This window comes from Streptomyces sp. NA02950, assembly GCF_013364155.1.
GTDB lineage: Bacteria > Actinomycetota > Actinomycetes > Streptomycetales > Streptomycetaceae > Streptomyces.
Genome location: NZ_CP054916.1, coordinates 9,046,044 through 9,061,455, shown reverse-complemented (window position 1 = coordinate 9,061,455; position 15,412 = coordinate 9,046,044). Strand labels below are relative to the sequence as shown.

The 15,412-nt window shown below is 68.6% G+C and carries 13 protein-coding genes; 6 read left to right on the top strand and 7 right to left on the bottom strand.

Annotation, left to right across the window (positions count from 1 at the left end; translation table 11 throughout):
* The first annotated feature begins 460 nt into the window (after window positions 1-460).
* Window positions 461-1,075, top strand: coding sequence for a hypothetical protein (locus HUT19_RS38955; RefSeq protein WP_254886037.1), 615 nt, complete (start codon window positions 461-463; stop codon window positions 1,073-1,075).
* A gap of 393 nt (window positions 1,076-1,468) precedes the next feature.
* Here HUT19_RS38955 and HUT19_RS38950 read toward each other — a convergent pair whose 3' ends face one another.
* The 4 genes from HUT19_RS38950 to HUT19_RS38940 all read right to left on the bottom strand — a co-directional run bounded on the left by HUT19_RS38950 (window position 1,469) and on the right by HUT19_RS38940 (window position 6,184).
* Window positions 1,469-2,212 (bottom strand): SDR family oxidoreductase, encoded by a 744-nt coding sequence (locus HUT19_RS38950; RefSeq protein WP_176185732.1) that lies wholly within the window; start codon window positions 2,210-2,212, stop codon window positions 1,469-1,471.
* A 59-nt stretch (window positions 2,213-2,271) separates the two neighbouring features.
* On the bottom strand, window positions 2,272-2,400 hold the full coding sequence (locus tag HUT19_RS44100; protein WP_303332486.1) for a hypothetical protein: 129 nt from the start codon (window positions 2,398-2,400) through the stop codon (window positions 2,272-2,274).
* A 1,119-nt stretch (window positions 2,401-3,519) separates the two neighbouring features.
* The gene (locus HUT19_RS38945; protein WP_176185730.1) at window positions 3,520-4,500 is read right to left on the bottom strand and encodes a proline dehydrogenase family protein; all 981 of its coding nucleotides are present in this window, start codon (window positions 4,498-4,500) and stop codon (window positions 3,520-3,522) included.
* Window positions 4,501-5,110: 610 nt separating this feature from the next.
* Window positions 5,111-6,184 (bottom strand): helix-turn-helix domain-containing protein, encoded by a 1,074-nt coding sequence (locus HUT19_RS38940; RefSeq protein ID WP_176185728.1) that lies wholly within the window; start codon window positions 6,182-6,184, stop codon window positions 5,111-5,113.
* A 472-nt stretch (window positions 6,185-6,656) separates the two neighbouring features.
* Between HUT19_RS38940 and HUT19_RS38935 the strand changes: the two genes are divergently transcribed.
* Window positions 6,657-7,028, top strand: a complete 372-nt coding sequence (locus tag HUT19_RS38935; RefSeq protein WP_176178464.1) for a hypothetical protein — start codon at window positions 6,657-6,659, stop codon at window positions 7,026-7,028.
* Window positions 7,029-7,326: 298 nt separating this feature from the next.
* On the opposite strand, the gene HUT19_RS38930 is transcribed toward HUT19_RS38935, so the two are convergent.
* Window positions 7,327-7,923 (bottom strand): hypothetical protein, encoded by a 597-nt coding sequence (locus HUT19_RS38930; protein ID WP_176185726.1) that lies wholly within the window; start codon window positions 7,921-7,923, stop codon window positions 7,327-7,329.
* A gap of 845 nt (window positions 7,924-8,768) precedes the next feature.
* Between HUT19_RS38930 and HUT19_RS43690 the strand changes: the two genes are divergently transcribed.
* Window positions 8,769-8,981 (top strand): hypothetical protein, encoded by a 213-nt coding sequence (locus HUT19_RS43690; protein ID WP_254886291.1) that lies wholly within the window; start codon window positions 8,769-8,771, stop codon window positions 8,979-8,981.
* Between the two features lie 247 nt (window positions 8,982-9,228).
* On the opposite strand, the gene HUT19_RS38925 is transcribed toward HUT19_RS43690, so the two are convergent.
* Window positions 9,229-10,287: an alcohol dehydrogenase catalytic domain-containing protein gene (locus HUT19_RS38925; protein WP_303332483.1), complete on the bottom strand. Its 1,059-nt coding sequence runs from the start codon at window positions 10,285-10,287 to the stop codon at window positions 9,229-9,231.
* Between the two features lie 414 nt (window positions 10,288-10,701).
* Between HUT19_RS38925 and HUT19_RS38920 the strand changes: the two genes are divergently transcribed.
* Both HUT19_RS38920 and HUT19_RS38915 read left to right on the top strand, forming a co-directional pair.
* Window positions 10,702-11,304, top strand: a complete 603-nt coding sequence (locus tag HUT19_RS38920) for an N-acetyltransferase (protein WP_254886035.1) — start codon at window positions 10,702-10,704, stop codon at window positions 11,302-11,304.
* A 556-nt stretch (window positions 11,305-11,860) separates the two neighbouring features.
* Window positions 11,861-12,736, top strand: a complete 876-nt coding sequence (locus HUT19_RS38915; RefSeq protein WP_254886034.1) for an IPT/TIG domain-containing protein — start codon at window positions 11,861-11,863, stop codon at window positions 12,734-12,736.
* A 387-nt stretch (window positions 12,737-13,123) separates the two neighbouring features.
* Here the strand turns inward: HUT19_RS38915 and HUT19_RS38910 are convergent, their stop codons facing one another.
* Window positions 13,124-13,768, bottom strand: coding sequence for a YceI family protein (locus HUT19_RS38910; RefSeq protein ID WP_176185722.1), 645 nt, complete (start codon window positions 13,766-13,768; stop codon window positions 13,124-13,126).
* A gap of 692 nt (window positions 13,769-14,460) precedes the next feature.
* Here HUT19_RS38910 and HUT19_RS38905 point away from each other — a divergent pair.
* Entirely contained in the window at window positions 14,461-15,348 is an 888-nt protein-coding gene (locus tag HUT19_RS38905) for a DUF2268 domain-containing protein (protein ID WP_176185720.1), read from the top strand.
* Window positions 15,349-15,412: the final 64 nt, after the last annotated feature.

Genomic DNA, 15,412 nt, shown 5'->3' with positions numbered 1-15,412 from the left:
CACCTGGATCGACCTGGACCCCTCCGGCGGCGGCCAAGGCCCTCGGTCGAGCGTCGGCGTCGGCGCCGACATCTCACCCACATGCATGCAGCGCGCCGCCGGACGCAGCCGGACCCTTCCTGCCGTCGTCCGTCTGCCGCGCCGCCACCCGCCGCCGAAAGGTCCTTGCCACGGTGAGTGCTCGGGACAGTTCCGAAGCCGATCAGGACCCCCACCCAAGTGGCTCCCCCTCCGATGCGGGAGCCCGCCGTCGGCACATCGAGGAGTGGAGCGTGGTGAACCCCCGCTGGGGACTGTCGGCGGTCCCCGGCGGAAACGGCCTCGCTCACCACTCTTACGGACGGCGTCCGCGACACCCGGATCATCTACACACCCGCCTGCAGCCAGTAGCCACATATCGATCGTGCGGAGGTACCATCCACCACCAACATGAAATGGCGCCCAGACGAGGGAGCTTGTGGTGGACACCGCTGCCAACAACACCAGCCTGAAGTCCCAGTACGCGGCACAGATCACCGCCGATCTCGAACGCAACTCCGCCGAGCACGAACGCCTCACCTCCGAGATCACGGCGCTGCAACAACAGCTGTCGGTACTGGAAGACAACCGGGCGCTCCTGCTCGGCATGCGGCAGAGCCTTGGCGACGAAGCCATTGATGCCATGCCGGGGAACGCCGGCGTCAGCAGCCCTGAAGGTGGTTCATCCGCCGCGCGGAAGTCCGCAGCGCTGCCGACCGCACGCACGCCAAAGAAGAAGACCGACGCGACCAGCGGCAAGCGGAAGGCGGCGGAGTCAGGCAGGAGCCGCCCCAAGCGGGTGCGAGAAGCGGGTCCCACTCTCCAAGAGCGCATCCGTGAAGACCTCATCCAGCACGGTGAACCGCGCTCCGCAGCCGAGATCACCGCCACCATCACCCAGGCTCTTCCGGAACGCGAGATCAAGGCCACTGTCGTACGCAGCACCCTCGAGTCACTCGTCGCCAAGGGCCAAGCACACCGCACCAAGCAGCAGAAGTCCGTCTTCTACTCGGCAACCACACCGGATACGGCCGCCGGTACGGCTGGGCCCAGCTAAGCAACCCCTTCCTGAGCTCTCATAGGCCGTCACCGAATGAGCCGGCTCGGCACGTGATCAGCCGGACGCGAGAAGGTGGGGATCACTACTCTGCCCGAGTGCTCTCACATGACACGTTGACTCCATCGGAGCGTGAGCTGCGGGGTGCGTTCCCCTACGGGGCACCGAGTGGACCTGCGCACGAGTGCGGCCGAGGACGACCATGTTGCCGGCGGCGGACGATGGGATCCCGAGCGGACGGTTCGGGCGGCTGCGATCGGGGCGTCTTGGATGCAAACAGCGGAAACCCGAGCGGACGCTCGAGCACTGGCTGACGGCCATGGCCCAAACCCGCGCCGACGTCGTGGAAAACCGCCGTCCTCTGACTCAAGCCGTGATCCGTCAACCGCACACCTAGTTCGGCTGGCCGATCGGCCGGACCACCAGCGTGTTCACGTCCACGCCGCGCGGCTGGGAGATCGCCCACACGACGGTGTCCACCAAGTGCTCGGCGGAGATCATCGCACCGGCCGCGTCGGCGCCGCCGGGGCGGTCGTCCCAGAACGGCGTCCGCACCCGGCCCGGCGCGATCAGCGTCGTGCCGACCCCGTACCCGGTCGTCAGCATGCGGACGTTCTCCGCCAGTCCGGTCACCGCGAACTTCGTCATCGAGTACAGGTTGCCGGGCGTGTTCTTGAACCCCGCGACACTCCCGATCAGCACGATCCGGCCCTGCGATGCCTTCAGCGCCGGGAGCGCCGCTCGCACCAGCAGTGCGGGACCCAGGACGTTGGTGAGGACCATGCCCCGCCACTGCTCGGGGTCGCCGGTCTCGAGGTTGCCGTTGGTCGAGTACCCGGCGTTGGCGATCGCGTAGTCCAGCCGCCCGAACACGCGCACGGTCTCCTCGACCGCCGACGACACCTGCTCCCAGTCCGCCGCATCCCCCTCGAACGTCAGCAGCCGGTCGCCCGCGCCCGCCTCCGCCGCGGCCTCGGCCAGCACGGCCAGCTTCTTCGTGCTGCGCCCGGTCGCCGCGACCCGGTGGCCGAGGCCCAGCAGGCGGCGCACGGTCTCCGCCCCGATCCCGCTCGACCCGCCGGTGATGAAGGCGACGGGCGTTTCGGTGCTCTCGATGGACACGTTCCCGTTGGTCATGGTCTCCCCGTGTGCTGGTGCGGTGCGCGCGGAAGTGCGGCGCCGTCGCTGCCCCGACGCTAGATCGTCCCGGCCCGCGCGTCCACGGCATTGCCGATCACGGACACCGGAGCCAGTGCTTCACCCAACAGGAAGTTGAACGCCAGGAGCACACAGTGGGCACGGGCGACGACGCGCGACGACAGCAAGGACGCGGCGGAGTGACGCCGTGGGTGCCACACCGAACGCGCCGTGACCGGGCCTGCCTTGTGGGTCTTTTCGGATCAGGTCACGTCGCACCGGACCCTGACGGCCTCCTTCGCGCGTGTCATCGCGAGGCAATGCCCCGCTCGTGCTCGGTGTACTCGCAAGGGGCTGCACGCCGCGCTTGGCAGGGCTGCGAGGCCCGGTTGCATGCATGCCAGGCATCCGGCGGCCAGCCCCCGCATGATGGGCATGCCTGTCGGTGTGCACACCAGATACAGCCGCCGTGGCCATTCCGGGATCATGCGCTTGCCCAGCGGCAAGGCCGAGTACAGAGTTGGCACTACCCCGACTGCTCGGGCAGGTAGGGGGCCCGGTCGGACAGGCGCTTGCGGGCGAAGCGCAGCCACCGCGCCTCGGAGTGATAGCCGAGCAGGGCCTGCGCCACCGCCGGACAGACACGTTCGGAGTCACTGAGCCGGGGCGGTCATCCCATCCATCGCGTTCCTCCGATCCGTCGTCGACCTTCACGTAGAGTGCGATCAAGAGTGTCTCCAACTTGGGTACTACAAACGGACCTTGGAGGCTCTCTTCTCGTTCGTACACCCCCCGCGCCACCGCCGCCCTTGACGCGATCCAACGGCAACCAGCCATCGCCGATCCCCTCGCGCCAGGGACCGTCGGGCCTCAGACGTACACCCTCACCACGAGACCGGACCGCCTCAGCCCGGTGCAACGCAGAGCACTCGACGAGTGAGTCGCGCCAACGCCTCGATGCCGGTGAGCGGTAAGCGGGGAGCCGGTGGAGTACTTGATCTCGAACCCTCCCGCCGACCTTCCTGCCAAAGACTTCGCCCGCCAGGCACAGTCCCGTTGGCCGGATCGAGCATGATGACCAGGAGATGAAGACCGCGCTGCCTGGCCACCCGGGCAGGCACCCGCCCCACCTGCCACCACCCCATCCCATGGCAGCCATACGAACCGTTTGAAGACGGACCCTCTCCCCCACCCGGCCCGGCACCGGCTGGGCCCAGGCCACCTTCGCTGGGGCCGGTGCGGCGCCCAGCGCACCACGCCTGAAGGCCGTCGCCGTCCACCGCGACGCGCACACCGTCCCCGCTCTCTTAGCCGCCTGCGGCGTCGACAACGGCGCGGAAGAGCCGCTCGGGTTCCTCAGCGATCCGGTTGCAGACGTACAGCCACCACTCGGTGCCGTACACGACGTACTCCCGGGTGGGATGGCCCTTGGCGCGCATGCTGGTGAGCCGGTCGGGCCCGAGACCGAGCAGGGTCTCGAACTCCCAGGGCGCGTCCTCGGTGCGGGGGTGGCCGGTGAGCATGCGGTCCAGCTCGCCGAGCAGGTCCCAGTCGTGGGTGGCGAAGGAGCACAGGTGGTCGCTGTCGAGCAGGGTGCCGGCGCAGCGTAGGTAGGCGTCGCGCAGCGCGCGGCTGCCGCGCGGGAAGGCGATCGTCTCCGGCTCCAGGAAGGCGCCCTTGACCAGGCGGATCCGTCCAGGGCGGGACAGCAGGACGGGGAGGTCGTCGGCGGTCCGGTGCAGCCGGGCCAGGATGGTCACCCCGACGTGGTCAAACTGCTCACACAGCGATCCGTGCACGTCGAGCACGGCGTCGGTACGGTCCGAGCCCTCCATGGAGATCATCATCTCCTGACCCGCCGCCACCGTCGCCTCCGCGAGCCGGCGGGCGTGGCGCAGCGCCAGCGCGGGATCGACGACGAGGCCGATGTGGGACAGATCCAGGGAGAGGGAGCAGTCGTGCCCGGCTGCGGCCAGGCTCTCGCTCAGTGCCACGAAGGCGTCCGCCACGGCACCGGCGCGCTCGGCGTCGCGGCAGCTCTCACCCATGTAGTCCACGGTGGCGCGATGCCCATGCCGATTGATCTCGGCGATGCGCGTCAGCGCATCGGCCGCCGTCTCGCCCGCCACATACCGGCGGGCTGCGCGCCGGACCAGCGGGCCGAGCACCGGGTCGGTCGGTATCCGCGCCTTCGCTTGCTCGTCGAGCGCCAGCTTTCGGAGCACGTCGGCGACCCGGGGGCGGAGGTCGTCGCCGTCCTCGGGGCGGGCCACGTCTGCCTGCGTCATCTGCCACCTCACCGCTGGGGGTCAGTCATCTCCGTAAGCTAACCGAACGTTCGGTCGGGACGCAAGGGCCAGTCGCCCTACGGACCCCCAGCCCATGGATGTCCGCCAGGCGCTGCTGAACTGACGTGGCAAAGCCAAGTGAACAACTCCGCCCAGAGCAGCACCGCCCACGAGTTCCGAGACAGGCTTGAGAAGTCATCTTGGGTCTTCCGTGCCCAACGCCTTGACTCGTCCTACCGCGACGTTCTGATAACTCCCGTCGATCACGACGCAGCAGCCTCGGGGCGACGTTGTTCGAGCTGTGCAACGCCCTGTTGTGCACTGAGGGGCCGGTGAAGACGCTGGTCGACCTCGCGCTCGCGCCTGAACATCGCCGTGGTCACGGAGCCCTTCACGGCGGTCTCGACCAGGCCGAACCGATGTCGGTCGACTGCGTCGGGCAGTGGCAGAACTACCGTTGCCCCGGCGGCGGACAGTCGGCCGGCCCTGGCGGTGGACGTCTCGCCCGCGGCCGGATGCCGCCACGTGCCCGGACCGTTCCTTTGCCAACACCTACAGCCGGGGCCAGAACAAGCACCGGATGATCCCGGGCCGCCAGGCACGTGGGTGGCTACCCGTTCCCCAGTCCTCCCGGTCCATCCGACTCCCCACGCCCCTCTCTCGTGCGACGCATGACCACGCACTCGGGACAGCAGGCCTCCCGCTCAGCCCTCTGCTGTTCCGCCGCGCGACGCAACCGGCTCTTGTACTCTCGCGGCGTCACTCCGTACGTTCTGCGGAAGATCCGACTGAAGTCGGCGCCGCAGGAGAAGCCCCAGCGAGCTGCGAGGGCGTAGATGGGGGTGGCGCTCAGGTCCGGATCGGCGAGGTCGCGGCGTACGCGCTCCAGGCGCCGACGGCGGATCCATGCGGCGATTGTCTCCTCCTCGTCCTGGAAGAGGCGGTGCAGATAGCTCGGGGAGATGTGGTGCGCCTCGGCCACGGAACCCGGAGTGAGCCCCGGGTCGTCCAGGTTTTCCTCGATGAAGGCCCGGATACGCAAGGTCAGGGTCCGCTGACGGGTCTCCAGCGGTAAGGACGTGTCCCGCTCGAGGACGTGGGCGAACAGCGAGGACAGCAGGTCGACGATGATCGAGCCCAGCCGGGGGCCATCCGCGGGCCCGTACGGTCCGGTGTCCTTCGCCAACTGCTGCAGCAGCTGCGCCAGTAGGCTTCCGTAACCTTCGTCTCCCGGTAGCCGCCGGGTGAGAAGCAGATCGGCTCTCTCCTTGCGCAACGGCACCAGTTTCCTGGGCACTTCCAGACCCACGGCGTGCAGAGCGCTGGTGACGCAGTGGAACGGCTGCGAGGTATCCACCACGTACATCTCGTGGGGCCCGTGGACAGCTTCCCGGCCAGCTTGGGTGATGCCGACCGACCCGGTGATCGGGAAGGTGAGGTGGTAGTACTCCGGGTCGGACTGCCGGATCAGATTGGGCGTTCTCCGCCAGCTCATGGGCTCGACGACCGTCGGCCACACGCTGACCGGCCCCAAATCCAACAACCGTGTCTCCGCCTGGAACTGAGTCACGTCTTCGCTGTTCATGTCCATGGGGCACAGAGTTTTCGACATCAGATCCCGCCAGCAGTCGAACCTGTCAACCGGGTCCACATCGCCAGTCCGAAACACCGTTGCTCCCAGCATGGAACCCCCCTCCTCACCCTGCCGTTCCGACTCTCGTCGCCCAGGAGACTGACACGGCTGCCTCCGCGGATCACGGCGGCTCGCCTCCCTGCCCGCGGGATGACCGGAACTCGACCCGACCATGGCCCATCCCCCGGTCCCGGCACCTCCAGCAGCGCGGTCAGCTGGTCCCTCTCCTGCTGTCCGTTGGTCGTCGCCGTCCAACTGCCCCGCACTCGCCCCCCCCGCGGCAGCGGTGATCGTCGGGCACACAGAGACACCGAGAGCACCGGCCTCCGAGGCGGACGCCCTCGCTCCAGTGACCGAGCCGCGCCCAGGCGCTCTCGCCCCGGACGTCGAGCTGGAACCGGGCGCCGTCGGTGGGGCGGCCCTCCCTTGACACACACACCCCCGGCATCACCCTCAGCCGCACACCCGGCCGCTACAGCCGCACAGGACTGCACGACGGCCATGCTCCCCGCAAGATGGCACCATGGATACGACGCGAAGCGGCCCTCTGGAAGACCTCGTGCACTGGCGCGGTGAGACCGCCGCGCTCGTCCAGGCCATTCGGCAGAGCAAGGCGAAGGGTCCTGTGATGTTCGACCGTAGTCATGCCGCAGCCGCCGCGACGACGGTGGCCACCGGGCTGGCACGCCCCGATGAGCTTGTCGACTGGGCGCATGCGGTGCACTTCGAGGACGAGTTGGAGATCGAAGACGGGCACGAGGATCTGCTGACACGGTTCCTCTTCGAGGTGTCGACTCCTGAGCTCTTCGAGCCGATCAGCGTCCGGGTCTGTCAGCGGTGGCTGCACATCATGCGCGCGTCGCTGGCACTCGAAGCGGAAGCGGCCGGCCGTTGAACGACAAGCTGAGTACCTGTTGCTGAGCACCTTCCGAACTCGTGCTGATCGGGGCTCGACGACACCCTCGATGTCATCTACGGCAACCGCAAGACGCTCGCGCTGTTCAAGACGATCGCCTCGTGGGTGCGCAGATCGGAAAGCGCACCGATGTGTGAGATAGGGGGGCCGTTTTCCGCTGAGGGCGCCTTCCTTCGGTGGGCCGGTAGGTCAAGGTGTGGAGTCGCGATCTGCTGGACCTGACCGAAAAGGTGAATGACGCCTCCCCGCATAGGGGTCTCAAGGACTCTTGCGGCGCTCAGGCTGTCACCGCCACCTTCTGGGCCGCGCGACGGCGCTTGCAGTACGCGACGGTCACCACGGCCAGCAGTGGCCCCCACAAGGTCAGCGGCGCGTAGCAGAAGTAGAACCAGGCGGCCTCCCAGCCCCCGGCCCGGCCGGGGTGAGTGGTGGGCAGGTCGTCGCCTCGGATCGTGACCCCCATGATCTCGGTGGCGGGGGTGATCACAGTCCACAGGAGCGTGAGGACCGTGGCTCCGAGAGCAGCTGGTATGGCCGCTGCCTTCATCGGGACCGGGCGAGCGCGCAGGAACGGGATCCAGCGCGGGAACACCTCGCCCCAGCGGGCGACCAGCCCGATCGCGGTGAACGCGAGGGCTTCGGACAGGATCGACAGGAAGACGATGTACGCCCGCTCGCCGGGCCCGATCCCCTCGTCGCACGCGGCCGGGAGCCGCCAGACGCTGGATGGCAGGACGGTGAACGGTACGGCGTAGGCGACGAGTTGCATCCGCCTGGACACTCCGGCAACGGGCTGGTGGGCCGCCTGCCATGCGGTGCGGAGCCGTCCGGGGCGGTCGGCTGTGGGTTTTTCGAGGTGCAGGGTCGGCTGCATGTGCGGTCCTCGGCTCCGGTGGGCTGAACACTTGGCCCGTTCAGTAGTGAAGATCGCAGCCGACGGGTTGGTCGGGCATCGCTCTGCGGGCTGAACCCGGCTCCGCCGTACGGGCGACAGAGCGGTGCTGCCGGAGGATGATTCCACGACCGGACCTGCGCCTGAACAGCTTGCGCTTCCCTCTGACTGACGTGTTGCCACCGCGAACCAGAACCGGCCCGGCTGACGATGCGCACCCGGTCGCTTTGCTGCTGGTGTCCGAGCCGGGGCTGCCGCGTCGGCCTGGACAAGCGGCGGAGGATCGGAGCGGCCCGCTCGAAGACATCCCCGGCCCAAACGGCTCCGCCAGGGCCATGACGGAAGTCAGCGCGGCGTCCGCGGCGGATGGATGGTCAACACTCCCGTGCGCGTGCGGAGAGGGCGACCCGGCCGTGGGCCGCGTCTCACTCCGGGGCGGGTGGCGGTTGCACAACGGAGTCGGACACAACAGGGCCGTGACCGCACTCGCGCAGGCACGGCGGAGGCACACGTGCGGGCCGGGGCCGGTCCGCGGTGCGGTCCTGCACACCCACAGAGTGGAGCATGACTACCAGCCAGTAAAGAGGTGGGTCAGTGGCTCTTCCACTCACCCACTTCAGGCTCGCCCGCGGAGCACGCCCCCTTCACCGCGACAGCGACCGGAACGGCCCCCGTCACGGGACGGTCTCCATCACCTCGACCGGCCACGAGGCCTCCAGGGAAGACCGCAAGACGTGTCCGCTCGCGAGACGACCAGTTACGAGCTGTCATCGAGCAATATGCTCCATACGCTACTGATTGCCTGTCTGCCTGCTCCAGGAGGTGCCGTGCGGCCCCACTCGATGTACTGCTACACCTGCGGCTCTGACGAACAGCATCGCCCCCTCACCACCGCAGAGAAGGCCTGGCTCAAGAACCGCACAGGCCGGAAGAGCGTCGAAGAATTCTTCATGTGCACAAAGTCGGGTTGCCGCAATCTGCGGACCGGCTTCAAACAACGCCCCTTCGACCCGGTCATCCGGGTCCCCCTTCCCGACTGACCCTCCGTTCCGGGGCCCTGCGGCATTGGCCTCAGGGCCCCCGGAGCGGCTGACGCAGCCGCGCCAGCGCCGCCAGTCCGTCTACGCGGTTGCTTTCCGCGAGAGGGCCGCGGCGTTCGGCAGGCCTCGCCGGGGGCCGGCGCACGCTCGCCGTCTCTCTCCGCGGTCGGCCGGATTGGTCGGCGACCAGATGCACGGCCAGGCTGAAGGTGCCGAACCCGTCGCCGATGCGGCGGTCTCGGCTGCGCTACGCACTGTCCGCACCGAAATGAATCAGCGGCTTGATGATTCCGTCCTCCTTCGAGGCCATCATCTGAAACGCCCGTTCGATCTCGTCGAAGCTGAACTGGTGCGTGGTCATCGGCGTGGGATCGATTTTCCCGTTCTCCATCAACCGGAAGATCCGCCGGAGCCACCCGCGGCCCCCGCGGTTGAACCCGCCGTAGACCTGCTTGTCGGACATGCCGTATCCGAACGGCTCCAGAGGGATCCGCAGCGGCCCGGGCACCTCCCCGTGATATCCGACATTGGAAATCCGCCCTCCGGGTTTCGTGACCCGGAACGTCGCCTCCCACGTCTGAGGAGTGCCGAGCGCCTCGATGGCCGCGTCGACCCCCTGGCCATCCGTCAGTTCCAGAATCCGTTCGACCGGATCGCACTGTGTGTAGTCGACGATCGCATCGGCACCGAAACGGCAGGCGAGTTCCTGCCGGGCGGGGACCGACTCCACGGCGACAATGAGGCCCGCGCCGAGCAGTCGGCAGCCGATCGTGGCCGACAGCCCCACCGCGCCCTGGGCGAAGACCGCGACGGTCTCGCCCAGTCCGAGTTCCGCGTGCTCGGCGGCAACGAACCCCGTGGAGAGCATGTCGGTGGCGTACAACGCCTGATGGTCGGAGAGCCCATCGGGAATCGGGGCCAGGTTGGCCTGGGCGTTGTTGACCAGAAAATACTCGGCCAGGTTTCCGTCCCGCCGGTTGGTGAACTGGGCGCCTCCCAGCATCCGCCCCTGGCATTGCGAGGAGAACCCGCGCTGGCAGGAATCGCACTGGAAACAGGGTGTGATCCCGGCCACCGCGACACGCTGACCCTCGACGAGCCCTTCGACGGCAGAGCCGAGCGCATGGACGACACCGACCGCCTCATGTCCCAATGTCACATCCGGAGCGACCGGAATCGCGCCCCTCATGGTGTGCACATCGGTGGTGCACACCATGGCCGCCGTCGTGCGTACGACCGCGTCGGTGGGACCGGGATCGGGGACCGGCTTCTCGATGACGCCGACCTCGCCGACCTTCCGGAGCACAAAAGCCCTCACCCTAGATCACCTGTCGTTCGTCGCCACGACTCCGGGATGAACCGTGCAGCGCCCGCGGATCCAGCGGTGGCGGCGCCGTCGGCAGGGGCTGACCGGGTCGCGCCGGGATACCGAGGGCACCGGTCTCGGCACACCCGGCGGACACATCAGGCGGGGGCTCATGCCATCGCTCTTCCCCTGCGGCACACCCGACGCCGGCCACCGCGCCACCTTCCGCCCGTTCGGCCGATACAGCCCATCAGCGCAGCAGTCCGCAAAGGACGTGTGCGCGAACGAAGCGGGTGTTCGTGCCGAGCCCGGCATGGGAGCGGCTCTGGCCGTAGTAGCCGCGCCCGCACCTGCCCAGACAGCCAGTCGGGCACGTACCGGGTCAGGATGAGCGGGTGCGTAGGGTTCCGCCTTGTGAACCAACGTATAGGATCGCGGCTGTCCTTCCGGCGAGCGGACGAGTGCGACCTGTCCGAGCTCGTCCGGCTCCGCGATGACGCGGCACGCTGGCAGATCGCCCAGGGGATCAATCAGTGGAAGCCTGGTGAGCTTGGCGAAGACCACTTCCGGAAACGCCTCGAGGACGGCGAGGTGTGGATCGCCACCCTCGGCCCACCCGGGCCGCACGGCCCGATCGCCGGAGCCTGGGAACTGTGGTGGGACGACACGGCCGCTTGGGGCCCGCAGCCCCCGGTGGCCGGTTACGTCCACCGGCTGATGACCGACCGCCGCACCGCACCGCCGGGCACCGGACGCCGGATGCTGGCCGAGGCCGAACGGCGTATCGCCGCTGCCGGCCGAGGTACATGCCGACTGGACTGCCTGGCCGGCAATCCACGACTGCGGGAGTACTACGAAGCGGCGGGATACACGGCCGTCGGCGAGCAGTCGGCCAAGGACGGGGGTCTCGGCAGCACCTATGCGGTCACGCTGCTGGAGAAGCGACTCCAGCCCCCGCCCGTAGCGGAAACCGGGCCCTCGGGTCCGCGCTCCCCCGGCAGCCGCCTCCTGCGCTGACCGCCGCCCCGGTATCCCCAGCCGGTCCGCCAGGCGGCGCCGTCAACTGACGTCGGGCGTGGCCAGTTCCTGAACCAAGAGCATCGCGCCGCCGCTCACCGCCGCCCCGCCGGTGCAGCGGAGTGCCCACACGGCATCAGCGTGCGCTCGGCCGACCGGGTGACTGTCCGTCAACCTTCTTGCCCCTCCATCGCCCCTATGGGTTACTGAACGCATCCAACCGGTGGGTCGCCCATCCCTTCCCGGGGAGCTCGGCAGTCGACCCACCCGTTGTGCCCCACGTGCGCGTGCAACGGCGATGTCCCTGCCCCGCGGCGAGCTCCCTCTGGAAGGGGTCGGGGCCCACTTCGGGCCTGGGCCGGTGCCGACGAGGTGGGCACACCTCACCTCCAGGAGCGGAACGAGAACGCGCGTCCCGCCCCCACCGGCAGCGGACCCCAGGCCCCCGCCCCTGCTCCGGATGACGGCGCGCACCGGCAGTCAACGCACTTGCGTACTCGGCTGCGCAACGGCCTGCGCCCGCCGTCGCCCCGGACAGTTCGACAGGAGGACGTCCATGTCCCTGCAGATGCTTGCCTACGATGGCGGCTGGCCCGGCCAGGGTGGCCCCGGTGGCTGGCCCGGCCCGGGTGACCCCCCGGGCGGGGGTTTCCCGCCGTCGACGCCGCTGCTCCTCTCCGTCGTGCCCAGCTCCGGCCCCACGGCCGGTGGCAACACCGTCCTGGTCGTCGGCCTGGGCCTGAGCAACGCCACCGGTGTCTCCTTCGGCGGCACCCTGGCGACCATTCTGGCGCGGGACCCCTTCGGCCTGGCGATCGCCGTCACCGCGCCGCCCCACGCCGCGGGCACCGTGCCCGTAGCCGTGATCACCCCCAACGGTCCCAGCAACACGCTGAACTACACCTACGGGGCGCTGGCCCTCCCGCCGACCGCCGCGTCGATCACCCCGGCCACCGGCCCGGTCACCGGTGGCACAGCGTTCACCCTCACCGGGACCAACCTGACCAACGCGGTGGTCCTCTTCAACGGTCTGCCCGCCACCGGCGTGACGGTCAACGCGGCCGGCACCTCGCTGACCGGCACCACCCCGGCCGGTGTGGTCCCCGGAAACGTCACCGTCTCCGTGGTGACCTCGGCCGGTATCGCCAACGTGCCCGGCGGTTTCACGTACACCGGACAGCCCCCGACCGCGGCCAGTATCCTCCCCGCCACCGGTCCGGCCGCGGGCGGCACCCCGTTCCTGATCGTCGGCACCGGCCTCACCGGCGGCTCCGTGACCATCGGCGGTGTCGCGGCGACCGGCGTCACCGTCGACCCCACCGGGACCCTGCTGGTCGGGATCACCCCGGCCGGCACCCTGGGCAACAAGCCGGTCGTGGTCACCACCGCCAACGGCACGGCGACCGTCCCGGGCGGGTTCACCTACGTGTGATCCGCTGAACCACTGCCGCTGAGTGAGTCGGCGGTGGGTGCCGGCCTCCGAAGCCCTTTTCGGAGGCCGGCGCCGTCGTATGGCGACGAGCCGTACTGGGTTCCCCCGGGGGCCGGTCCGGCCGACGCCTCGGGCCCCGATGCCGCGGCGTCACCGTCCAGCCGGGTTCGCGGTATGGGGAACAGGTGGTCTGGCACAGGATGGCCGAAAGGCGTGCCCACAGCCCGCGGGGACGAGTTCGTCATGAGGATCACCGATCTCGTGGACGCCGCCCGGGTTTCGGGGTCGAACCGCACTGCCTCATGGCCTCACGCTCACCGGCTGATACACCTTGTGACATGGCACATGACCCGGAATGACGCACACAGCGCGGCGGATCAAAGGCTCCTATCCGGCCGGGGCAGTGCGAATGGCGGCGATGTCGAACTGGAGGCGGACCTTCTCGCTCACCATGGCGCCACCCTCGGCCAGTTTGGCGCTGTATGTCAGGCCCCAGTCGGAACGGTTGATGGTGGTCGTGCCGTCGAAGCCGACTCGCTCATAGCCGAACGGGTCGGTGACATGTCCGATGTAGGTGAGCTCCAGGACGACGGGGCGGGTGACATCTCTGATGGTGAGGTTGCCCGTCATGCGGTAGACGTCCTTGCCCACGAGTTGCACGGCGGTGCTGGTGAAACTCATCCGCGGATGGGTCGCGGCGTCGAAGAAGTCACGGCCGATCAAGTGGGCGTCGCGCTGTTCCACACCGGTTTGGACACTGGCGGTGGACATCACGACCTCGGCCTGGGAGAGAGCCGGGTTGCTGCCGTCGAAGTAGAGACGGCTCTCGTACTCCGTGAAGGCGCCGCGGACCGTCGTCACCATGGCATGCCGGACGGAGAAACCGATCCTGCTGTGCGCGGGATCGATTATCCACTCTCCGGTCAGCCCGGCGAGGGCGGGATCCGGCAGGACAGCTGGATCCGGGGGAACCGCCGGAACGGGTGGCACCACCGCGCGACGGGGTGAGGGGTTGCGGGTAAACAATTTCATGAATCAAATGGTTAGTGCAAGCTACTTATTGCCGCAAGGCTCGGCCAAAAGCCCATGCCTGTCGGTGACTCCAGCCGGGATAAACCATGCACGGCCGCGCCACCGCGACGGCAAAACGCCATCCCGGCCTTCAGAAGCCATGAGCCACTTTGTTCCGCCGGAAATCCACCCTGAAGCGACGAGGTGCGCAGGAACGGGAGAATCGCGAATCAGCGATAATCGGCGGATCAAACACCTTTTGGCGCTGCTGGATCGTGATGTCGGCTATCGGCCGTCCGATTTCGACTCCAGCGCACGATGTGTCAACAGCCCTTGCGTATAATCTACATCGAAGGGGCTGGGTATCGACACAGGTGGTCTCAGGCGTGAAGAAACAACATCTGTCGTGCAGAAACGATGGTCGCGGAGTCACGGCGAACTCGGTGAACCGACCACAGCTTCGGTGAACCGACCACAGCTCTCGAACGCCAATCGGCGATAGACCGGTTCGCCCTCCGCCGACGTCTGTAGCACCACGGTGCGACGCGAGCGCTTCCGCCGAGCAGACAGGACGACCGCCCGCGTATCCGATGAGGTAATGGGCGGAACGACTCACGACCAGTGACCCGCCTGGCCGGGCAGAGGGCCAGGGAGGCAGCGGACCTCAACACGGCTTGCCCCTCACGCGACGTGAGGCTCTACCGTCCCGCGTCATGAAAATCGTTGTTCACGACACGGCATCCGCCATGATCGACCTCTTGCGGCGACCGCTGGAGGAGCGGCCCGACGCCCTGGGAGACATGCTCAGCCCGCTCCAGAGCGCGATGTCCGTCATGGGGGACATGGATCTGGTCCAGATGCACCAGATGGGCGGTGGCTTCCGACTCGACCGTGAGGACCCGCGGTACCTGCCCGCGCTGCGCCGGATGCGGGACGCGGGGGTGTGGAACCAGATCGAGGACTCTCTCACTGCCGCGTGGGGGCGGATCAGCGGGGCGGTACCCGGCATCAAGCATGCCGAGACCGTTCATGTCGTCCTGGTACTCGGTGACCCCGACGACGACCACCTGACGGTGCGCAGCTCCGGCTACTTCGGTACGGGCGGCATCCCCGGTGCGATCCACCTGCTGATGTGGCCCACCGACACCAGCCTCGCGAAGATCGGCCACGCCGCCGCGCACGAGCTCCACCACAACGTGCGCTACGCGAACGTGGTCTGGAATCCCACGACCGTCACGGTCGGCGAACACGTCGTCGCGGAGGGACTGGCCGAGGCGTTTGTCCGCGAGTTGGCCGGTGAGCAGGCCATGGGCCCGTGGTCGAAGGCGTTGGCCGGCGCCGAACTGGACAGCGCCTACGAGCGGATCACCGCCGATATCGACGTGGCCGGGATGCAGAACCTGACGGCGTACGTCCTCGGCGACGCCACCGCGCAGCGGATGGGTCAGCAACCGGTGGGGATGCCGGACTTCGCCGGGTACGCGGCCGGACTGCGGATCGTGGACGCGCACCTGGCGGCCTCCGGTCTGACCGCTGCCCAGAGCACCTCCCTGTCGGCGCGTGAGATCCTCGTCAACGCGGGCGTGCCGACCAGCGCCTGACCGCTCCCCGCCTCACCGCTCCCGCTTGACGGCCCCTGTGCTCCGGGTTGCGGAGCACAGGGCG